Source organism: Viscerimonas tarda, from assembly GCF_054601255.1.
Genome location: NZ_BAAHWV010000006.1, coordinates 21,800 through 43,848 on the forward strand (window position 1 = coordinate 21,800; position 22,049 = coordinate 43,848).

The following is a 22,049-nucleotide window of genomic DNA, read 5'->3' on the forward strand; positions in this document are numbered from 1 at the left end:
TTATGAGTATAATAGAAAAAATAGAAATAATAGATCGCTCATACATCAATGATGATAGAGGTTGGTTTCTTAAAACCTTAACAGGAAAAGAAAATAATCTTCCTTCATTTACAGGTGAGATATATCTAACCTCTGCAAAAGAGGGGTATAGTAAAGGAAATCATTACCATAAAGTAGCTACTGAATGGTTTACACTTATATCAGAAAAAGCTACGTTGACTCTAATTGATATTCAAACAGGAGAGGCGCTCATACTCGAATTAGATTCTTCGACCCCTCAAACTATTGTTGTACCGCCTTATGTTGCTCATTCCTTTAAGAATAATTTTTCTCAAGATTTTGTATTACTGGCCTATGCCAATTTACATTATAACCCTAATGACACAATCAAATTCGATGTGGTATAATTTTACCGATTTTTATGGATAAAAAGGTAGTTAGTTTTTGTATTCCCTCGTTTAATAGAGGTGAGCGTATTTATAAATTGGTAACCAATATTCTAAAATATAATGGTAGCGATATTGATGTTGTTGTGTTGGATAACTGCTCCGAAGATAATACGATTACTTTATTAAATGAAATTACTGATGATAGATTTAGATTAATTCAAAATCAGCACAATGTTGGAGGCATAATAAATATCCTAAAAGCATTGGCTTCAGGTAATAGTGAATATTCCTTTTTATGCTTAGATAAAGATTTTGTCGATTCGGTGATTCTGTATTCATCGACAAATAAAGTTTATGGTGATTTTGAATCTTTTCATTTTAAAGAAGAAAAAACGAGATATATTTGTAACGAGTATCCTCTCGGATTTCCTGAATCAATATCTTTGGACTTTCATTCGCCGTATGGATGTTCAAAAGGTTCTGCCGATCAGTATCTATTAGATTTTCACCGCATTTACGGATTAAAAACTATTGTATTCCGACATTCATCCATGTACGGCACAAACCAGCATGCAACGTATGATCAAGGGTGGATTGGCTGGTTTTGTCAGAAAGCTTTAGAAATAAAAAATGCAAAGTTGAAAGAACCGTTTACAATCTCGGGAACAGGAAAACAAGTTCGGGATGTACTACATGGAGAGGATGTTACCAGTCTGTATTTTAAGGCAAAAGATATAGACAAGGTACATGGACAAGTATTTAATATTGGTGGAGGTATAGAAAATAGCCTGTCATTGTTAGAGTTATTTTCGATGTTAGAAAATAGTCTTGGCATCAAAATGCAATACACGCAAATACCGTGGAGAGAAAGTGATCAAAAAGTTTTTGTTGCAGATATTAAAAAAGCCCGGGAAATGTTAGACTGGACACCTGCCATATCTAAAGAAAACGGGATTGAAAAGATGCTGACCTGGTTGCAAAAATAGGATGATAGGCATAGTTAAAAATATACTGGAGAAACTGGCTGTTGACAGAGCCATTGCATATTCATCTATGGCTAGAATTATTCAGGCCGGAGGAGGTGTTCTCACTATATTTATTATTGCCGCCTTTTTAACTTCTGATGAACAAGGATATTACTATACATTTGGTAGTATATTAGCTATCCAAATATTTTTTGAACTTGGCTTAGGGGGTATTATAACACAATACGTTGCACATGAGGCAGCCCAATTAACGTTGCATGAAAATAATTTTGAAGGTCCCGATAAATATAAATCGCGCTTATCATCGCTATTGCATCTTTTTGCAAAATGGTATATTATTATCAGTATATTATTTCTTTGTACATTAATTGTTGCAGGCTTTCTATTTTTCTCAAATTTTGGCAATACGGATTCTGTTACGTGGAAAATTCCTTGGATTATTTTATGCTTTTCATCAGCATTTAATCTGTTTATAAGTCCGTTAGTTGCTTTTGTAGAAGGATTTGGTAAAGTAAAAGACATTGCATTTTTGAGGTTAATAACACAAGTAAGCTCCATTTTGTTGGTTTGGATTGTGCTATTGTCGGGAGGCAAACTTTATGCGTCTGCTTTTGCCGCTTCCATAGGATTTGTCATATCTTTCATATTTTTATGGAAGAAGCGTTTTTTTATCATTTTCCTCAATTTGTGGAAACATGAAGTTTCGGAGAAAATTAATTACAGAACGGAAGTTTTTCCCTATCAATGGCGAATTGCATTAAGTTGGTTAAGTGGTTATTTCATTTTTCAACTTTTTAATCCTGTTCTATTTGCTTATTCGGGAGCAAAAGTTGCAGGGCAAATGGGGATGACTTTAGCCGCCTTAAATGGAATATTATCATTAGCCCTAAGTTGGACATCTACTAAAATCCCGCTTTGGTCTTCATATATATCTCGAAAAGAGTATAATAATCTTGATGTGTCCTTTAGGCAAACAGTAAAATCGTCCACAATTGTTTCTACAGGTTGTAGTGTTCTGTTTATAGTTTTTCTTATAGGATTATCGCAAGTCTATCCTCCGTTATGCGACAGATTTCTTCCGGTTCTACTATCGGGACTTCTTGCTTTGACCATTATTATTAATAACATTGTGAATGCATGGGCAACCTATTTGCGTTGCCACAAAAAAGAACCGTTTTTAATACAGGCCGTAATTATTGGATTATCAAGTGGGCTGTCAACTTTTTTATTCGGCAAATTTATTGGGGTTGATGGTGTTGTTCTTGGATATACCGGTATTGTTGTTTTTATCAGTTTGCCCCTTAGTTATTACATTTTCACAACAAAAAAGAAAGAATTTCATGGAAAATAATTTTTTATTATCACTTTGTATTCCAACTTATAACAGAGGAAGAATCCTTGATTTGTCTTTAAGTAAGATAAAAGAGCAACTAAACACAGTTTCTGAACCCATAGAACTGATTGTTTCGGATAATTGCTCTCCGGACGATACACAAGCAATTGTCAAAAAATATATAGATCAAGGCTTAGCCATCAGATATATAAGAAACTCCGTTAATTTGGGTATGGACGGAAATTTTGTACAATGCTTTCGTGAAGCCAAGGGAAAATATGTTTGGCTTTTGGGCGATGATGATATTCTATTTGATAATTCATTGTCTTTAATTATTGACATTTTGAAAGAAGATACTTATGGGTTGCTGCATTTACAAATAGGTTCCCCGAAGAAAGAATTATTTTCGATTGAGACTGATTCTCAGAAATTCTTCTCTGAGGTAAGTTTTTGGATTACCTTTATCAGTTCAAATATTGTTAATACTAAATATGTTCCTCAAATTGATTTTAATAAATATCTTGGAACATATTTTACTCTTGTCCCTCTTTATATGACTGCTGCTTTGTCGGAAAATAAGAATGTTATGATGCATCAAGGAGTCTTTGAAGTAGGACTGGATTCCCAAAGCAATGGTGGTTATAATTACTTTGAAGTATTTGTAACAAATTACCTCAATATTTGGCATGAGTTTGTGGATAAAGGACTGCTAACCGAAAACTCTTATAGAAAAGAGAAACACAGTCTTTATAAGAATTTTGTAATCGGTTATATCTTTAGGCTCCTAATAAAAAAAGACATCGGAAATTTTAAAACAAACGGCGCTTGGAAAATATTATTTTCAACATACGGTTTATATCCTTATTTTTACGGGGGTATTTTTATTTTTTGCTTGAAAGTCTTTATTAAGAAGATTGTGAAGTGAAGAAAATTGTTGGCATATTTTTATTCTTTTGTGTGTTTATTGTTTTTTTGAATTGAATAAAATATTAAACATCAAAGAACTGATAAAAAATAGATTCAAGAAAAACGACCTGTAAAACCAGATAAATTATGCTATTAAAAAAAATATTACATAAAATCATTCATTTTGCAGTTTTACTAATAAGCCGTATTGGATTTGTCTTATTCCCGTATTCGTTTGCGAAACGAATAAAGTCATTCAAAAACCGGATATATACCTGCTGGATTACTCCAAATTTCTTGAAATTCGGAAAAAATTCCATATTACATTGTCCGATTGTTTTGCTTGGTTGTAAATATATATCAATAGGCAAGAATGTTGGTATTGGGGCACGCGCAATTATCACGGCATGGGATGAATTTGAAGAAGATAAATTCTCCCCTCAAATTACGATAGGCAATAATGTAAATATTGGTGAAGATTGCCACATTACAGCGATAAACAAAATCGAAATTGGGGATAATGTATTGATGGGCAAAAAAGTAACAATTACCGATAACGCTCACGGAAAAACCGAATACGCGTTGTTATCTATTCCACCCCAAAAGCGACCTTTGTATTCAAAAGGCCCGGTGGTGATTGAAGATGGCGTGTGGATTGGAGACAAGGCAACCATACTGGCAGGCGTGCATATTGGTAAAAATACTATTATAGGGTCTAATGCCGTAGTAACAAGGGATATTCCGGCAAACTGTGTTGCAGGAGGAATACCGGCTAGAGTAATAAAAGAAATAAGAGAAATATGAAAAACTTTTGTGCTAAAAATTTATTACAATAAATTTAGCAGAAGTTATCAATGATTGCCAATATTATAGCATTGATGAATGTTTGGAATTAAGAAAACAAAGCGCTACCTTTGTGCAAATTGAACAGGTCATGAGCAATTTGCAAAACTACATCGGAAGGAATCTGGAGCTAGCTATTTATAAGTACCTGGCTGTTTTTCCGGCGGTATTAATCTTAGGGCCGCGTCAATGCGGAAAATCAACCCTTGTAAAAATACTGGCTCGGGAAAAGGACAATATTCTGTATCTCGACCTGCAAAACCGGTCGGATTTGAACAAATTGACAGAACCTTCTCTCTTTTTCAAATCAAACAAAGATGCAGTTATCTGCTTGGACGAAATACAGTTAGTCCCACAGTTGTTTTCTGTTCTCCGCAGCGAAATAGACAGCGACCGCCGTGCAAGTCGGTTTATCCTGCTTGGTTCAGCCTCACAAGAATTAATACAAGAAACTTCGGAAAGTTTAGCCGGACGTATAGGTATTTTGGAGTTAACGCCATTCCTGATAAGTGAATTAGCTGGAACTTCCGGGTTTTCGCTGGAAAAATACTGGAATCGCGGCGCTTTTCCCGACAGTTTTTTGGCGATAAACGATGAGGCAAGTTGTATATGGCGCGAAAATTTTATAAAAACATACGTCCAGCGCGATTTACCCCAGTTGGGAATCCAGATTCCGGCATTGCAGATGCAGCGTTTTATGACGCTTTGCGCCCATTTTTCGGGACAAATATTGAATACGTCCAAAATAGGTGATGCATTGGGAGTTTCCCATACTACGGTCAGGCGCTATATTGATTTGCTGGAGCAGACTTTTTTGGCAAGAACGCTTCTTCCATACGAAACAAATATGAAGAAACGTATGGTAAAGTCGCCAAAATTTTATATACGCGATACAGGTATCCTGCATCAATTGCTTCAAATTAAAGATTATAACAGTCTGCTGGGCAATCCGGTCTTGGGAGCTTCGTGGGAAGGATTGGTCATTGAGAATATTTGCTCTGCGCTGCCTGATGCACGGTTTTCGTTTTATCGCAGCGCCACAGGCGACGAAATTGATCTGATTATCCGGCAAAACAGTAAAACCATAGCGGTAGAATGTAAGGCTTCCGTTGCACCGCAGCTGGCAAAAGGATTTTGGAACGCGATTGAAATTGTCAAGCCGCAAAAATCATTTGTGGTATCCCCTGTCGCGGGAAACTATCCTGTTAAGGAAAATGTCTTTGTTTGTGGCTTGAATGAAGCTGTCGGGTTGATTGAAAACGAATTAAACTCAATCTCATAGAAACTGTGTTGTGGGAGGAATACCGGCTAAAATTATAAAAGAAATAAATTCGTAATTATGGAGCATAAAAATAAAGTTAGAGCTATAGCTTTTTATTTGCCACAATTTTATCCTACCAAGGAAAATGACGAATGGTGGGGAAAAGGGTTTACCGAATGGACAAATGTTGGTAAGGCAAAACCTTTATTTAAGGGACATTATCAACCTAAAGTCCCTGCTGATTTAGGCTATTATGATCTTCGCGTGGCTGAAACAAGGGAAGAGCAGGCTAAAATGGCTCGAGAAGCCGGTATTGAAGGCTTTTGCTATTGGCACTATTGGTTTGCGGGACGGCGCTTGTTGGATCAAGTATTCAATGCCGTTCTTGAATCGGGGAAACCTGATTATCCTTTTTGTTTATGCTGGGCAAATCATTCATGGTATGCAAAAACATGGAGAACCGATATAAAAGATAAATTGCTAATAGAACAGACATATCCGGGAGAACAGGATTACATTGACCATTTTAATGCTGTATTGCCTGCATTTCTTGATAAAAGATACATAAAAGTTGGAAACAAGCCTATTTTTGGATTATATGCGGCATCGGATGTTCCTGATATAGGCCAATTTATAAATCTATGGAACAAATTAGCGCAAGAAAATGGTTTTGATGGAATATATTTTATTTCGTTTACGTATGATCCATATAGTGCAAAAAATCTGGTATCCACAGGTATTAATAATGTTGTTATTGATTATATAAAAGAGACGTTTAAAGGCAGAAGTTTTTTGAAAAAACTAAATCAAAAAATATTGACCATATTCGGGTATCCATATCTCCTCAGCTATGATGAATATACAAATACTCTCTTAAAAAAACATGATTCTTTTAAGGAATATATACCCTGCGTACTCCCAAATTTCGATCATTCTCCGAGAAGCGGATCACTCGGAATAGTATTAACAAATACTACACCCGAAAAATGGAAATATTTGCTGGAGAAAGTGCTCGAACCGAATCGAGGAAAGAATGGCGAGGAAAATATTCTATTTATAAAAGCATGGAACGAATGGGCTGAAGGTAATTATTTGGAACCTGATTTGAAGTTTGGGAAGAAATACCTTGAAGTTTTAAAACATATACTTAGCTGAATTTGTTGATATGTATAAACCATTAATTTCTATTATAACAGTTACCTACAACGCTGCTACGGTGCTGGAAGAAACGCTGTTGTCTGTCATAAAGCAAACATACAACAATATCGAGTACATTGTTATCGACGGCGGTAGCACAGACGGCACGGTGGACATCATAAAAAAATATGCCGATAAAATATCGTATTGGGTAAGTGAACCCGACAAAGGTATTTATGATGCCATGAATAAGGGGATTGACAGAGCTTCGGGCGACTGGATTAATTTTATGAATGCGGGAGATTCTTTTACCACCAACGATGTGCTAGAAAAAGTGTTCGAGAATAATAATTACCCTGATATTGACGTCGTATATGGAGATTCGGTTCAAATAGATGAGATTGGTAACAGAGTAACGGTTAATGCAGGCACGGATAGTAAACTATTGAGAAAATACCCCACATACAGGCATGGGGCGTCGTTTGTCAGAGCAAGCTTACACAAGGAGGTAAAGTTTGACCTGTCTCTTAGCAATAAATTGCATTATGCGTTGGACTACAATTGCATATATCAACTGTTTAAGATGGGGAAGACGTTCAAGAAAGTGGATGTTAACGTTTTGGTTTATGCCATAGAAGGAGCATCGAATCACCCACTCAAAAGTATTTGGTATATCTTTCTCATCACCCGAAAAGAACAAAATGCAGTGAAAGGAATTATCTTTCTTTTGCTAAAATTATTACTCTCGATTCTGCGAAATAATTGTGTTTTCAAATATATATACAATTTCTTCTCCTATTATTTTTGCAACCATGTAATTGCAAATACCCCAATTTGGTGGATACGAAAAGTTTATTACAAACTGTTGGGCATTAAAATTGGCAGGGGTTCCATAATGAATATGTCCCAAAGCTTTTTCTGCATCCACAAGCTTTCCATAGGGGAGAATACCCACATCAACCGGCGATGTTTTTTTGATGCACGAGCGGGAATTCAGATTGGGAATAATGTTTCCATCTCTCACCAAGTTACCTTAATGACGGGTGGACACGATGTCCAGTCTAAAAGTTTTGTTGGAGATTTTCGCCCGATTATTATTAACGATTTTGTGTGGATAGGCGTTAACGCCACCATACTGAGGGGTGTAACCATAGGCAAAGGAGCAGTTGTTGCGGCAGGCGCTGTAGTTACAAAGGATGTTGAACCATATACGGTAGTGGGCGGTGTTCCTGCAAAAGTTATAGGGAAAAGGCCTCATGATTTAGATTATAAATGTGAGTGGACACTTCCTTTTGTGTGATTTGATTACAATGACTGAAATAAGATATATTTGTTTGGAAGAATAGAATGAACGAACCATTATTTAGCTATTTATACTCGGTACCATACATTTGTTTGTATGTGTATTTCTTCGCATTAATGTTTCTCGAATTTCGACTTATCAATAAGAATAAAGATATTGCCATTGTAAGGTATCTTTGCATTTCTGTTTTCTTATTTTTCTTCGGATTAAGGGGTTTTATAAATACAGATTGGATTAATTATTACCCATTTTTTGATCGATTGCCTACAATTTGGGGAGGAGGCGATATGGCCTCCACATTTGATACTGAGATAAATGGACTAGGGACTATGGAACCCGGATTTAAGTTATATTCAATCATCATAAAATCCATTTTCCCCAATTATTATTGCTGGCAATTTATTTCCTCTCTTATAGATGTTTTTTTCTTGGATTATTTTTTCAGAAAATATTCCAAATATTATGCATTGAGCTTTATCCTGTTTTATATATTTGGAGGATTACTGATAGAGATAAATCTGATGCGCAATATAAAATCTATAGTTTTGTTCATGTATTCTATCAAGTATGTTGAAAACAGGAGTATGGGCAAATATATGCTGATTAATTTTATCGGGACGTTTATCCATTTTACTTCTATATTATACTTGCCATTGTATTTTGTTCTAAATAAAAAGATTTCTAATAAAGTAATTTGGGTAGTTTTTATTATTGGGAATTTATTGTATCTTTCTCAAGCAAAATTTATGACTCCTGCCCTGCTTCTTTTCACTAATTTATTAGGCGGGCGTGCCGGCTTCCTCACCGAGATATATTTAGAAAGTGGATTATCAACTTCTTATGGCGTTACTATTGGGTATATCGAACGGACGGCATCTTTTATATTATTCTTCTTATTCAGGAAGCAGATACTTAAGAATTTTGATAAAGCTAACGTTTTCTTTAATGTGTACTTTATCTATACTATTTGTTTTTTATACTTCTCCGAATTTACAATTTTGGTAGAACGGGTTCCGTTTTTATTTATTTTTGTCTATTGGATACTCTATCCTGCATTTTTCTACTGCCTCAAGACAATTAGATATAAGTTCTTATTCGTATCTGCTTTATTTTTGTATGGCTGTATTAAATTGTTGATGGGGAGTTCCGATATTACATCTAAATACCATAATATTTTATTTGGAATTGAATCTTATGAGGAAAAAGCGGCAATATTGAAAGATACACTCAAAAGGGTTCTTGAAAAAGATTAAGTTTTGGCGCTTACTTAGAAGCTATTTTAAACTATTTTTCTTGTAATATCCGTTTTTTTGAGTTCCTTTATACTATTGAATAATTTATTATCACTCTATGAAAGTAATTTTTGATCATCAAATCTTCTCCTATCAGAAATATGGAGGCGCCTCCAAATATTTTTGCGAATTGTTGGCCAACATGCCCAGAGAAGTATGGGACACAACCACCTTGCTTTCTAATAATGAATATGTAAAACAGCTTGAATTATTTAAAGTCAATCATTTCTTTCCCAATAAATGGTTTAGAGGCCAGGGGTATATAATGAATATTTTGAATAAGCCCTATTCCACTTATCGGCTGTTGAAAAAAGATTATGATGTTTTTCATCAAACCCATTTCGAAACATATTGTTTGAAGGCAATAGGCAATAAACCAATGGTAATGACTTTCCACGATATGAACTTTTCTACCTACTTCAGAAATGATGCTATGGTTGCAATTCAAAAAAAGTCAATAAAACGGGCAGATAAAATTATTGCGATAAGCGAAAACACAAAAAAAGATTTAGTAGAAATGTGGAATATCGACCCTGATAAAATTAGTGTTATTTATCATGGGATAGACAAACGGGAATATGAAAATCTGCCATTGGGAAGAATTGTTGACAAGCCGTATATTTTGAATGTCGGGATGCGTCCCGAATATAAAAATTTCAAGCGACTTGTGCAGAGTTTTAGTTTGCTCAACAAATCTTATCCCGATTTGATGTTGATATGCACAAGTTTACCATTTTCGGTGGAAGAATTAGGACTGTTCAGAGAATATAATATTTCAAATAATGTACGCCACTTTTCGGCGACAGAAACACAATTAGGTCAATTATACCGAGATGCGGAAATATTTGTTTTCCCTTCTGTTTACGAAGGTTTCGGAATGCCTCTATTGGAAGCGATGGTAAATAGTTGCCCTGTGGTTTTATCTAGTGCCAGCTGTTTTCCTGAGATTGCGGGGGAAGCAGGTCGCTATTTTAATCCTTACGACGTAGAGGATATGTATATTGCCATGAAAACCGTATTGGAAAGTACCGGATTAAGAGCTGAATTGGTGAAAAAAGGCTTGGAGAGAGTAAACCTGTTCTCGTGGGAAAAAACAGCAGAGCAACATTTGGAAGTGTATAATTCGTTAATATAGTATTATGGTTTCGGTTTGCATGGCTACCTATAATGGCACAAAATATATAAAAGAACAAGTTGAAAGTATATTATGTCAATTATCCGATGATGATGAATTAATTATTTCGGATGATGCTTCTACGGATAATACTATTGCAATTTTAAGCGAATTAAAAGATTCAAGAATAAAGATTTACAATTTTCAAAGAAATAAAAAAGGACTATCCAATCACATTTTAACAACTTCCAATTTCGAGAATGCATTAAAACAAGCGAAAGGTGAATTTATTTTTTTGTCGGATCAGGATGATATTTGGGACGCAAACAAGCTGAAAATATTTTTAGAAAATTTTGAAGGCAATGATTTGGTAGTCTCCGATTGCTGTTATATTATTGATGATGAAATTAGGCATAATACAAGTTTTTGTAACGGAAAATCCCCGAAACGCAATTGCCTTATAACCCGCCCCAGTTATCATGGTTGTTGTATTGCTTTCAGAAAAAGTTTGTTAAATATTGCATTCCCATTTCCCCCAAAACTGCCATTACACGATGCTTGGTTGGGGATGCTAGCCGAAAATGTGGGAAAAGTGAAGTTTGTTGATGAAAAACTAACCTATTATAGAATACATAATAGCAATGTATCTGTTGGTAAAAAGAATTCATATAGCTATATGGTGTATTACAGATTGTATATATACGTGCATCTTTTGTTTCGTCTTTTTACCAAGGGGCTATGTTTTGTAAAAAATAATCGCATATAATATGAATTTCTCAGTTCTTCTATCAATATATTGCAAAGAAAATCCATTGTTTTTACAAAAAGCGCTGGATAGTGTCTTTAATCAAACCGTTCCTCCGGCGGAGGTTGTTTTGGTAAAGGATGGGCCTTTAACGCCCGACTTGGACCGGATAATAGATGCTTACCAAAAGAATTATCCGATATTAAAAGTTATTTCTCTACCTCTAAATAAAGGGCTTGGCAATGCCCTGAATGAAGGGATAAAGCATTGTTCGTATGAGTGGATTGCTCGTATGGATACCGATGATATTTGTTACCCATACCGGTTTGAAAAGCAATTGGATATTATCAGGAATCAGCCAGATATTTCTTTTATTAGCTCCGGTATTGCCGAATTTATTGATACGCCCGACAATATTCGCTCTTATAGAAATCTACCCGAGAAACACAATGAGATTTATTTGTACGCGAAAAAGAGATGTCCTGTAAATCATCCGGCAACAATGTACAGAAAACAGGCCGTTATTGATGCCGGTGGATATAAGGAATTTCCGGAAGATTATCATCTTTGGATTAGAGCTTTGATGAAAGGCTACAAATTTTATAATATACAGGAACCTCTACTTTACTTCAGAACGAATTTGGATACAATTAAACGCAGGGGAGGTTGGAAGTATGGCATAATAGAACTAAGACATCAGTACGATTTTTATAAAATCGGTTTTTTAACCTTTCCCCAGTTTGTATATAATTGTGCTGTTCGTTTTGTTGTTAGGTTGATACCTCCGGTATTGAGGCAACGCGTGTACAATAAGTTATTGGGAACTAGGATTTTACCCCCCCCGCATAAACATCTTTTAATAAATAATTACATAAATAAACCTCCTTCTTCCCCTTGAAGGGCAGAAAGAGATGCATGGTTTGACGCCCACCACCAGTGGACGTTAGACCATTGCTTTTTAGTTCTATACATACAGAAGGAGAACTTGTTCCCTGTGGCAATTTTTCGTCGCACCTTAATAAAACGCCAAGAGTTTTTATTTTAAAATAAATCAAATGCAAAACATAAATTTTTCAGCGCTTGCAACAGTTTATCATAAAGATAATCCTCAGTTTTTAAAAGAGGCATTGGATAGCATCGTGAATCAAACTCGTATCCCTTCCGAAATTGTAATAGTCGCTGATGGACCTTTAAATATGGACTTGGATAAAATTTTGAATGAATTTAAGTCGAATTATTTTTATATTACAAAACTTATCTATTTACCTAGAAATATAGGAACCGGAAAAGCTATCAATGAAGGGCTTAAGCAATGTTCTTATGATTTAGTGGCAAAAATAGACAGTGATGATATAAGTTTCCCAACGCGATTTGAAAAGCAATTGGATGTCTATGAAAAAAATCCTGAATTAGCATTCGTAAGTGCATCAATATGTGAATTTAAAAATAATGATATACATAATATCTCATCATATCGAGTTTTACCGGAAAAACATGGCGCCATTATCAAATATGCAAAGAGGAGATGTCCAATGAATCAACCTGCTGCAATGTATCGAAAATCAGCTATATTTGATTGTGGCGGCTACAATAATTTTACCTTCGGAGAAGATTATGATTTATGGGTTAGAGCCATAATGAAAGGCTATAAATTTTACAATATACAAGAACCACTGTTGTATTTCAGAACAAATGAAGATTCTATAAAGAAAAGAGGTGGATTTTGGTATTTAAAAATAGACATGGCACATCATTATGATTTTTATAAAATGGGTTTTTTAACCTTTCCCCAGTTTGTATATAATTGCGCTATTCGTTTTGTTGTTAGGTTGATACCAATAAAATTAAGGCAAATGGTATATTCCAAACTTTTGAGAAAGAAAAATTCTTTTATCAATTACTGAGGGATACAATTCATTTAATCTATCGTTAGAGTTGTTTGCTCTATGCGTTTTTTTTGATTCAAAAAGTTGCAACATATTGCTATTTTATATACCTTTGCTGTATGATAAGAGAGAGAATAATAACAACGTATAAGAATTACTTTTTAGAATTTATATCGGCTCTTGATGAAGATGTATCACTGAAAATATTTTATACGCTTGATATACTTAAAACACAGGATAGAATTTCTAAAAAGTTTGTTAAGTATATACGTGATAATGTGTATGAGTTGCGTACTGAATACGAAGGCAATATATACCGCATTTTTTTCTGTTTCGACAAAGGGAATGTCGTAATATTGTTTAACGGGTTTCAAAAGAAAACGCAGAAAACACCGGAAAAAGAAATCAACAGAGCGATACAATTAAAAAATGAATATTATGCAAACAAACGATAACTCAAGCTTACTGACAAGCGTAGATGACATAATGGATGCGAAGTTCGGCAAAGTCGGAACACCCGAACGCGAAGCTTTCCGCCGCGAAGCATACGCCTATTGCATGGGACAGATAATACACGATGCCCGAAAAAACGAGAAAATAACCCAACAGGAACTCGCCGCCCGCATCGGATCCGAAAAATCCTATATCTCCAAAATCGAAAACGGACTTATAGAACCAAGTGTAGGTACATTCTACCGCATAATAGACGCCCTGGGATTGAGAGTTGAAATAGTAAAACCGATTTATTAAAGGGATTGGATTAATTCTCAACCCTCAACCCTCAATTCAACCCCATGTCCACCTATCACGAAATACTGTATAAATACTGGGGGTACTCCTCTTTTCGTCCCTTGCAGGAGGATATTATCCGCTCTGTGGCTGCGGGGAAGGATACGCTTGGACTGATGCCGACCGGTGGCGGCAAGTCGCTCACTTTTCAGGCGCCGACAATGGCCATGGAGGGCTTGTGCCTGGTGGTAACACCGCTAATCGCCCTGATGAAAGACCAGGTGGATAACCTGAAGCAGCGGGGAATTAAAGCCTTGGCTGTTTACACGGGCATGACCTATCAGGAAATCCTCGTTACCCTCGAAAATGCCGTGCTGGGCGATTATAAATTTCTGTATGTCTCGCCCGAAAGGCTTGCTTCGGAGCTGTTTCTGAAGAAGTTGAAGGACATGAATATCTGTCTGCTGGTGGTGGACGAGGCGCATTGCATATCGCAGTGGGGATACGATTTCCGCCCTTCGTATCTGAATATTGTCAACATTCGCGAATACCTGCCCAAAACGCCTGTTCTGGCGCTAACCGCTACGGCTACCCCGGGTGTGGTGGACGATATACAAAACAACCTGGGCTTCGGCGAAAAGAACGTTTTCAGAAAGAGTTACAAGCGCGATAACCTGGCTTACTCGGTGTATGAAACCGAAAACAAGATGGGTTCGCTAATTAGGATTCTCAATAAAATAGCCGGATGCACGATTGTGTATGTAAGAAGCCGGCAAAAAACGAAAGAAATAGCCGAAGAGCTGGTGAATTGTGGCTTTTCGGCCGATTACTACCACGCAGGACTAAGAAACGAAGAAAAAACCCGAAAGCAAAACGCCTGGAAAAACAACGAACGCCGCATCATTGTCTCCACCAATGCCTTTGGAATGGGAATCGACAAGCCCGACGTGCGTTTAGTGATACACACCGACTTACCCAATTCGATAGAAGAATATTTTCAGGAAGCCGGCAGGGGTGGACGGGATGAGAAAAAGTCGTATGCGGTCATACTTTATACCAAAAACGACAAAACCGTCCTGAAAAAGCGGATTTCGGACGGATTTCCCGAAAGGACATTCGTGGTGCATGTGTATGAGGCGCTGGCGTATTTTTTGCAGGTGGCCGAGGGTTTCGGCACAAACAAGGTCTATGATTTCAACCTCTACCAGTTTTGTTCGACTTACAAACTACCAATAAATCAGACACATAATGCCCTCAAAATTCTCGACATGGCCGGTTATATCGAATACACCGACGAAGAAGAGAACCGTTCGAGACTGATTTTCCGCGTTTACCGGGATGAATTATACCACTACGATTTGGGAAAGGAGTACGACCAAGTAATCAACATTATTTTGAGGTTATACCCGGGTATTTTTACCGATTACATAAACATCGACGAAACAGCCATTGCCACCCGCCTGAACAGGACGCGAAACGATGTTTACGAAATGTTGAAAGTATTGACAAAACAAAACATTATAGATTATATTCCACACAAAAAAACGCCGCTGATTGTCTATACACAACCCCGTCAGGATGCGCGCTACGTGCGTATTCCCAAAAATGTGTACGAAGAGCGCAAAGACCGCTTCAAAGACCGGATTGAGGCAATGGCCAATTATGCAGAACGGAAGGACGTATGTCGCAGCCGCATGTTGCTGGCTTATTTCGGAGAAACGGATTCCAAAGATTGCGGCCAGTGCGATGTGTGTCTGTCGAAAAGCAAAAGGAGACTCTCATCCGCCAATTTTGACATGATTTTTGAGGAAGTAAAAAATATCCTCAACAAGCAAACACTTACTATTGAGGCTTTAACAGAGCAGTTACCAGCCTTTCCCGCCGAAGACATTATAGAGGTCATCCGCTTCCAAATCGACCGGGGAGTTATTGTGCTGGATATTGGGAAGTTGAGGCTGGGATGAAATATCCGAACCACAAGAAGAACGCAAATTACGCAGATTACGCGAATTCGCGCAACTAATTTTATAAATTGACTGATTTTAAACAATATATAAATTGCGAAAATCTGCGTAATTTGCGTTCATACATTTCGTGTCCTCTAATCAATATAAACAACAAAACCCGCTTATTCAGCAGGTTTTCTTTTAAAGTACGCACGACGAGACTCGAACTCACACATCCTTACGGAAACTACCCCCTCAAAGTAGCGTGTCTACCAATTCCACCACGTGCGCATATACTAAATTCAGAAAAAAAATGTGGCCTCTGCCACATCAGAGCGAAAGACGGGACTCGAACCCGCGACCCCGACCTTGGCAAGGTCGTGCTCTACCAACTGAGCTACTTTCGCAATATGTATCGTCTCCGCAATAACCGCATTTCCTTGCCAAGGCCGGAGCCTCTATCTTTGGGGGCAAGGTCGTGCTCTACCAACTGAGCTACTTTCGCAATATGTATCTTCTCCGCAATAACCGCATTTCCTTGCCTAGGCCGGAGCCTCTATCTTTGGGGGCAAGGTCGTGCTCTACCAACTGAGCTACTTTCGCAATATGTATCTTCTCCGCAATAACCGCATTTCCTTGCCAAGGCCGGAGCCTCTATCTTTGGGGGCAAGGTCGTGCTCTACCAACTGAGCTACTTTCGCAATATGTATCTTCTCCGCAATAACTGCATTTCCTTGCCAAGGCCGGAGCCTCTATCTTTTGGGGCAAGGTCGTGCTCTACCAACTGAGCTACTTTCGCAATATGTATCTTCTCCGCAATAACCGCATTTCCTTGCCTAGGCCGGAGCCTCTATCTTTGGGGGCAAGGTCGTACTCTACCAACTGAGCTACTTTCGCAATATGTATCGTCCTTCGCGATATTTCGGATGCAAAGATATAGCCATTTTTTATTTTATCAAAATAATATGCAAAGAAAAACGCATAAAAAAAGTCCGATAGGTGTGCAGAGCTATGCAGGCGTGTTCGTCGTCGGCACAGACTGGGGGAGAATCCATGCTAGCCTCAATAATGTAGTTTTTAGAACCTGGATAGAATTGCAGATATATAAATGATGTAATGAGGTTTCTTGTGTTGCTATTTATTTGCTACTGAGGTTGTTTTTTGAAAATGAATTAGGTTGGAATGAGGTTTTCTATTTTTATGATTATCCATCAGCCCTTTGACGCACTTGTCATCCTACAGTGTATGTTGCATTTGCTTTTTTAATTTGCTAATTATCAAATTTACTCAGGGCAAACCATGAAAAATTTTACGCCTTACACCTTTCGGTAAAGTTGCTGATATGAGCAGGAGATTCCTCCCTTTGGTCGGAATGACTGTCTCCTTTTTGGGAGAGAGGATGAGGAAGTGGCGGCTTCGCCGCCACTTCCTCATCCCTTAAACCCCTAACAGGCGAGTCATTCCGACCAAAGGGAGGAATCTCATTCGTAACAGTAGTACTAAAAATTTTCATGCGTTTGCCCTGCTAATTTACTAATTTGCTAATTTGCTAATTAATATTTTTACTAACTTTGCCAGCCTTAATTTTAATGTAATTAGTAAATTATGAAAGCATTTGTATTTCCCGGTCAGGGAGCTCAGTTTGTTGGTATGGGGAACGACCTCTACAACACCTCTTCTGTTGCAAAAGAACTGTTTGAAAAAGCAAACGAAATCCTTGGTTTCCGTATCACCGATTTGATGTTTGCCGGCACAGATGAAGACCTTCGTCAAACCAAAGTAACACAACCTGCTATATTTCTACATTCGGTGATTCTGGCAAAAACCTTAGGGGCTGATTTTAAACCCGATATGGTTGCAGGCCATTCGCTTGGAGAGTTTTCGGCGCTTGTTTCCTCCAATGCGCTTTCGTTCGAGGACGGATTGAAGCTTGTTTACAAACGGGCGTTGGCCATGCAAAAAGCCTGCGAATTGAACCCTTCGACAATGGCGGCTGTATTGGGCCTGCCGGACGAAAAAGTGGAAGAAATCTGCGCTTCGATTACCGGCGAAGTGGTGGTGCCGGCCAATTATAACTGCCCCGGGCAGATTGTCATTTCCGGTTCAAATGCCGGTATAGATGCGGCTTGCGAGTTGATGAAAAATGCGGGCGCAAAACGTGCCCTGAAGTTAAGCGTAGGCGGCGCTTTCCACTCGCCCTTGATGGAACCGGCGAAAGCTGAATTGGAAAAGGCCATCAACGAAACGCAATTCTCAGCGCCTGTTTGCCCTGTATATCAAAATGTTTCGACAGTTGCCGAAATCAATCCGGCAACAATTAAGACCAACCTGATAGCACAACTGACCGCCCCCGTAAAATGGACGCAATCGGTTGAACATATAATAGCCGACGGAGCAACCGAATTTGTCGAACTCGGACCCGGCGCTGTTCTTCAGGGATTGATTAAAAAGATTAACAAAGAAGCCGTTACAAGCGGAAAGCAATAAGCTTTTGGTAGGGATAAAATCCGAACACAGAAGGAACGCTAATTACGCCGATTACACAAATTCACGCAAATAAATCACTTCTAATTTTATAATTAGCTGATTTTAAACCATATATAAATTGCGATAATTTGCGTAATCTGCGTAATTTGCGTTCCTGTGTTTCGTGTCCCCTGTGATGAATAGTTGTCATCCTCTAATCTTTAAAGAAAAGCCTTTACTCTTGCATACAGATTTTTGTTTTTCAGGGGATTGAAAAAATGATTTTCATTATCTTTGCAGCATAAATTTTTATGATAAATATCTAAAATACAGGATATTAAAAGAATGAATGATATAAACAAACCTGTTAAATACACTAACGCACCGATTGCAAATAGACGCAAGCGGGAATGTTGTTAATCTGTAAAACAAAGATCTATCAATCTGTAAAACAAAATGTTGTCAATTTGTAAAATTAGTTATACCTTTGCGATGTCAAAGTATAAAATAAAATAGCAACAAACTGTAAAATAGAACAGCAATAAAATGTAAAATGAAATACACTAGTAGATTGACAGATAGTGAATTATCAAGCAAATTAGAATCTTCTGGCGCTATTCTAATTCGCGGAGCAAAAGCGTGTGGAAAAACCGAGTCCGCAAAGCAGTTTGCTAAAAGCATTGTGCGGGTGGATACAGATGAAAATGTTGCGGATATAATGACCACCAATCCCAAACGATTACTGATGGGTAATACGCCTCTTTTGCTTGATGAATGGCAGGTACAACCCAAACTTTGGAATTTGGTACGACACGAAGTTGATGAGCGTGCCCTTTCGGCTCAATTTATTCTTACAGGTTCTGCCAATCCCGAAGAAACTACCAAAATGCACTCCGGTGCAGGACGATTTACAACGCTTGATATGCGAACGATGTCGTGGCAAGAATTGGGATTTTCTTCCGGCAAAATCAGCATGAATGACTTGTTTCAAGAACGAAAAATTGACATATACGACGAGCCAACGCCGTTAGAAATGATTATCGAAAAAATAGTTATCGGTGGTTTCCCGACTACGCTGCATAAATCCGTTTCGCAGGCAATGAATATCAACTCAGGTTATATCGACTTGCTTGCAGAAGTTGATATGAGCCGAGTTTCCAATATCAAACGCGACCCGATAAAAGTCCGAAATCTCCTGCGTTCCATAGCCCGAAATACGGCTACACTTGCCGATGCTGCTACTTTTGCCACCGACATTCACGAAAAAGAAAACGGTGATATTTCCAGACCCACAATCTACGACTATCTCGACTGTTTGAAACGCCTGATGATTATTGAGGAACAACCTGCGTGGGCGCCTCATTTGCGTTCGGCTGCCATATTGCGTAAATCGCCGAAAATTCATTTTACCGATGTCAGTCTGTCGGTTGCGGCTATTGGCGCTAATGAAAAATCCCTGTTGAACGATTTGAAGTTTTCCGGTTTTTTGTTTGAGTCGTTAGTAACGCACGATTTGAGAGTTTATGCCCAAGCAAACGATGCCAAAGTGTTTCATTACCGCGATTCAACTAATTTGGAAGTAGATGCTATCGTTCAAAAACGCAATGGCGATTGGATGGCTTTTGAGATAAAACTCGGTACAGGACAAATTGATGAAGCAGCCAAAAATATGCTTCATTTGAACTCAATTATTGATGCTACAAAAACCAATCCACCGAAATCGCTTAACGTAATTACCGGTACGGGAATAAGTTACACTCGAAAAGATGGAGTCAATGTGATTTCGCTCGCCTCGTTGGGAGCGTGATTAGTGATTTATAAAATCTGCGCAGAATCCATTAAATCAGCGTTATCAGCATGCAAAAAAAAAATAATCCCCCAATGAAACCCCCAATCGTCCCATATCTCGCCCTCGCGCAGTAAAAATTTCGGCAAGCGAACAACGATTAAAAAATTGCGTATCTTTGCAGCATGAAAATTGCAGCTTTAGTTTCGGGCGGAGTCGATAGTTCGGTGGTTGTTCATCAACTGAAAGAACAGGGTTACGACCCAACTATTTTTTACATACGCATTGGAATGGAGGACAAGGATGGCTACATTGACTGCCCTTCGGAGGAAGATATTGAAATAACGACCTACATCGCAAAAAAATACGGTTGCAAGTTTGAAATCGTATCGCTTCACGAAGAATACTGGGAAAATGTGGTCAGTTACACCATCGACGCGGTTAAACGTGGTCTGACCCCCAATCCTGATATGATGTGCAATAAATTGATCAAGTTCGGCTGCTTTGAACAAAAATGGGGACAGGAATTTGACAAAATAGCCACCGGCCATTACGCCACCACCACCGAAATCAACGGGTTGACCTGGTTGTCTACAGCCAAAGATCAGGTAAAAGACCAAACCTACTTCCTCGGGCAAATAAATTACATGCAGGTAGCCAAACTGATGTTCCCCATCGGACACCTGCTGAAAAGCGAAGTCCGGGCAATTGCCGCACAGCAAGGATTGCCATCGGCGCAACGCAAAGACAGTCAGGGAATTTGCTTCTTGGGAAAAATCAATTACAACGATTTTATCAAGCGCTATTTGGGCGAAAAAAGCGGTAAAATTGTGGAACTGGAAACCGGCAAAATAATCGGAACGCACAACGGATACTGGTTCCATACCATCGGGCAGCGCAAAGGCTTGGGATTGAGCGGAGGCCCCTGGTTCGTCATAAAAAAGGACATTAACCAAAACATAGTCTATGTATCCAACGGCTACGATACCGAAAATCAATACGGAAAAATAATCGATCTGGCCGGATTTTCGTTTATCACCCAAGATATTCGGGGCGAGTTTGAAGAGCTCAGGGACGTTACATTTAAAGTGAGGCATACACCCGAATTTACCCCCGGAAAAGTAGAGAAAATAGGCGACATGTTCCGCATCCATTCCCAAGAAAAAATACAAGGCATTGCCGCCGGACAATTTGGCGTTATATACGATGCCAACTCCCAACTTTGCCTGGGGAGCGGGATGATTGTTAATGGGTGATTTCGACAATTAGACGAATTGCACCTGACCCAGATTTTTCGCAAAATCGTGAATAGAATGATCAATTTTTTCTATGGTCTGTTTGCTGGGATTTCGTTTACCTGTAATATAATGGCTCAACTGACCTTGATTAATACCTGTCAGGCGAGACAGACCCGCCAATGAAAAATAAGCAGTATAGAATTGAAGAAATGAGGCTGTATCATATTGAAATTCAAACTCTGCTTCAACAAATTGCTTTTCTTCTTCCCAATGTAACGCTTTCATTTCAAGATACGATTCCTTAAAATCTTCAATTGCTTCCTGCACCGTATTCCCGTCCCCGATAATTCCATAATTCAACGTATTATCGTTTAAATCTACATAAACGCCATACGTTCCGTCCTTACCACGTTCGATAAATGCTTTTACTTTATTCATAATTATCCTCTTTTCTATCTTGAATTAAAGTTTAACCCCTGATGTTTTACTAATACTCTTTAGTGTTCCATTTTTTACTTCCTCGCTTGGATGATAACTCAGCTCAAATGTTAAACCTGTTATCGGGCTATACCAAATCGGATGTCGTTTTCCATTTCTATAAAGGCTACACCCCATAGCCTTTAGCTTTCGTTCCACTTCCGAGTATTTCATTCTACCTATGTTCGTTCGGGTATTAGATTACAAAGATA

Annotated in this window: 21 protein-coding genes, 2 tRNA genes and 2 pseudogenes; 20 read left to right on the plus strand and 5 right to left on the minus strand. The window is 38.1% G+C overall.

Features of this window, described 5'->3' with window-relative positions; all coding sequences use genetic code 11:
• Positions 1-2 precede the first annotated feature (2 nt).
• From ACYPWY_RS03865 to ACYPWY_RS03945, 17 genes and pseudogenes are all read left to right on the plus strand, one after another.
• Positions 3-407 (plus strand): polysaccharide biosynthesis C-terminal domain-containing protein, encoded by a 405-nt coding sequence (locus tag ACYPWY_RS03865; protein WP_459684123.1) that lies wholly within the window; start codon positions 3-5, stop codon positions 405-407.
• Between the two features lie 14 nt (positions 408-421).
• Positions 422-1,375, plus strand: a complete 954-nt coding sequence (locus tag ACYPWY_RS03870) for a GDP-mannose 4,6-dehydratase (RefSeq protein WP_459684124.1) — start codon at positions 422-424, stop codon at positions 1,373-1,375.
• Between the two features lies 1 nt (position 1,376).
• Complete coding sequence (locus tag ACYPWY_RS03875) at positions 1,377-2,726, plus strand: oligosaccharide flippase family protein (RefSeq protein WP_459684125.1); 1,350 nt, start codon at positions 1,377-1,379, stop codon at positions 2,724-2,726.
• Positions 2,716-3,633, plus strand: coding sequence for a glycosyltransferase family 2 protein (locus ACYPWY_RS03880; protein WP_459684126.1), 918 nt, complete (start codon positions 2,716-2,718; stop codon positions 3,631-3,633). The genes ACYPWY_RS03875 and ACYPWY_RS03880 overlap by 11 nt, the downstream gene beginning before the upstream one ends.
• 278 nt (positions 3,634-3,911) lie before the next feature.
• Positions 3,912-4,418: an acyltransferase gene (locus ACYPWY_RS03885; protein ID WP_459684127.1), complete on the plus strand. Its 507-nt coding sequence runs from the start codon at positions 3,912-3,914 to the stop codon at positions 4,416-4,418.
• 82 nt (positions 4,419-4,500) lie between these two features.
• Positions 4,501-5,739, plus strand: coding sequence for an ATP-binding protein (locus ACYPWY_RS03890; RefSeq protein WP_459684128.1), 1,239 nt, complete (start codon positions 4,501-4,503; stop codon positions 5,737-5,739).
• 57 nt (positions 5,740-5,796) lie between these two features.
• Positions 5,797-6,873: a glycosyltransferase WbsX family protein gene (locus ACYPWY_RS03895; protein ID WP_459684129.1), complete on the plus strand. Its 1,077-nt coding sequence runs from the start codon at positions 5,797-5,799 to the stop codon at positions 6,871-6,873.
• 10 nt (positions 6,874-6,883) lie between these two features.
• Positions 6,884-7,210: pseudogene (locus ACYPWY_RS03900) on the plus strand (glycosyltransferase family 2 protein); the annotation flags it as partial.
• Between the two features lie 738 nt (positions 7,211-7,948).
• Positions 7,949-8,107 (plus strand): annotated as a pseudogene (locus tag ACYPWY_RS03905) (DapH/DapD/GlmU-related protein); the annotation flags it as partial.
• A 95-nt stretch (positions 8,108-8,202) separates the two neighbouring features.
• The gene (locus ACYPWY_RS03910) at positions 8,203-9,411 is read left to right on the plus strand and encodes an EpsG family protein (RefSeq protein WP_459684130.1); all 1,209 of its coding nucleotides are present in this window, start codon (positions 8,203-8,205) and stop codon (positions 9,409-9,411) included.
• A gap of 97 nt (positions 9,412-9,508) precedes the next feature.
• Entirely contained in the window at positions 9,509-10,585 is a 1,077-nt protein-coding gene (locus tag ACYPWY_RS03915; RefSeq protein ID WP_459684131.1) for a glycosyltransferase family 4 protein, read from the plus strand.
• Between the two features lie 19 nt (positions 10,586-10,604).
• Positions 10,605-11,330 carry a glycosyltransferase gene (locus ACYPWY_RS03920; protein WP_459684132.1) on the plus strand — a complete coding sequence of 242 codons (726 nt, stop codon included), beginning with the start codon at positions 10,605-10,607 and terminating at the stop codon, positions 11,328-11,330.
• 1 nt (position 11,331) lies between these two features.
• Positions 11,332-12,207: a glycosyltransferase gene (locus tag ACYPWY_RS03925; protein ID WP_459684133.1), complete on the plus strand. Its 876-nt coding sequence runs from the start codon at positions 11,332-11,334 to the stop codon at positions 12,205-12,207.
• A gap of 157 nt (positions 12,208-12,364) precedes the next feature.
• Entirely contained in the window at positions 12,365-13,213 is an 849-nt protein-coding gene (locus ACYPWY_RS03930) for a glycosyltransferase (protein ID WP_459684134.1), read from the plus strand.
• A 101-nt stretch (positions 13,214-13,314) separates the two neighbouring features.
• Positions 13,315-13,650, plus strand: coding sequence for a type II toxin-antitoxin system RelE/ParE family toxin (locus ACYPWY_RS03935; protein WP_459684135.1), 336 nt, complete (start codon positions 13,315-13,317; stop codon positions 13,648-13,650).
• Positions 13,634-13,945 (plus strand): helix-turn-helix domain-containing protein, encoded by a 312-nt coding sequence (locus ACYPWY_RS03940; RefSeq protein ID WP_459684136.1) that lies wholly within the window; start codon positions 13,634-13,636, stop codon positions 13,943-13,945. The genes ACYPWY_RS03935 and ACYPWY_RS03940 overlap by 17 nt, the downstream gene beginning before the upstream one ends.
• A 44-nt stretch (positions 13,946-13,989) precedes the next feature.
• Positions 13,990-15,888 (plus strand): RecQ family ATP-dependent DNA helicase, encoded by a 1,899-nt coding sequence (locus ACYPWY_RS03945; protein WP_459684137.1) that lies wholly within the window; start codon positions 13,990-13,992, stop codon positions 15,886-15,888.
• A gap of 189 nt (positions 15,889-16,077) precedes the next feature.
• Here ACYPWY_RS03945 and ACYPWY_RS03950 read toward each other — a convergent pair.
• The 3 genes from ACYPWY_RS03950 to ACYPWY_RS03960 all read right to left on the minus strand — a co-directional run bounded on the left by ACYPWY_RS03950 (position 16,078) and on the right by ACYPWY_RS03960 (position 17,383).
• Positions 16,078-16,161: transfer RNA gene (locus tag ACYPWY_RS03950), tRNA-Leu, on the minus strand.
• Positions 16,162-16,204: 43 nt separating this feature from the next.
• Positions 16,205-16,277 (minus strand) — tRNA-Gly (locus tag ACYPWY_RS03955).
• Between the two features lie 902 nt (positions 16,278-17,179).
• Positions 17,180-17,383, minus strand: a complete 204-nt coding sequence (locus tag ACYPWY_RS03960; RefSeq protein ID WP_459684138.1) for a hypothetical protein — start codon at positions 17,381-17,383, stop codon at positions 17,180-17,182.
• A 92-nt stretch (positions 17,384-17,475) separates the two neighbouring features.
• Here ACYPWY_RS03960 and fabD point away from each other — a divergent pair, with 92 nt between their 5' ends.
• From fabD to mnmA, 3 genes are all read left to right on the plus strand, one after another.
• Positions 17,476-18,357: an ACP S-malonyltransferase gene (gene fabD, locus ACYPWY_RS03965; protein ID WP_459684139.1), complete on the plus strand. Its 882-nt coding sequence runs from the start codon at positions 17,476-17,478 to the stop codon at positions 18,355-18,357.
• Positions 18,358-18,889: 532 nt separating this feature from the next.
• A complete protein-coding gene (locus ACYPWY_RS03970) occupies positions 18,890-20,143 on the plus strand; it encodes an ATP-binding protein (protein WP_459684140.1) in 1,254 nt (417 codons plus the stop codon).
• Positions 20,144-20,307: 164 nt separating this feature from the next.
• Positions 20,308-21,378 (plus strand): tRNA 2-thiouridine(34) synthase MnmA, encoded by a 1,071-nt coding sequence (gene mnmA / locus ACYPWY_RS03975; protein WP_459684141.1) that lies wholly within the window; start codon positions 20,308-20,310, stop codon positions 21,376-21,378.
• 9 nt (positions 21,379-21,387) lie between these two features.
• Here the strand turns inward: mnmA and ACYPWY_RS03980 are convergent, their stop codons facing one another.
• Entirely contained in the window at positions 21,388-21,798 is a 411-nt protein-coding gene (locus ACYPWY_RS03980) for a type II toxin-antitoxin system HicB family antitoxin (RefSeq protein ID WP_459684142.1), read from the minus strand.
• Positions 21,799-21,822: 24 nt separating this feature from the next.
• Positions 21,823-22,011: a type II toxin-antitoxin system HicA family toxin gene (locus ACYPWY_RS03985; protein WP_459684143.1), complete on the minus strand. Its 189-nt coding sequence runs from the start codon at positions 22,009-22,011 to the stop codon at positions 21,823-21,825.
• Between the last annotated feature and the right edge of the window lie 38 nt (positions 22,012-22,049).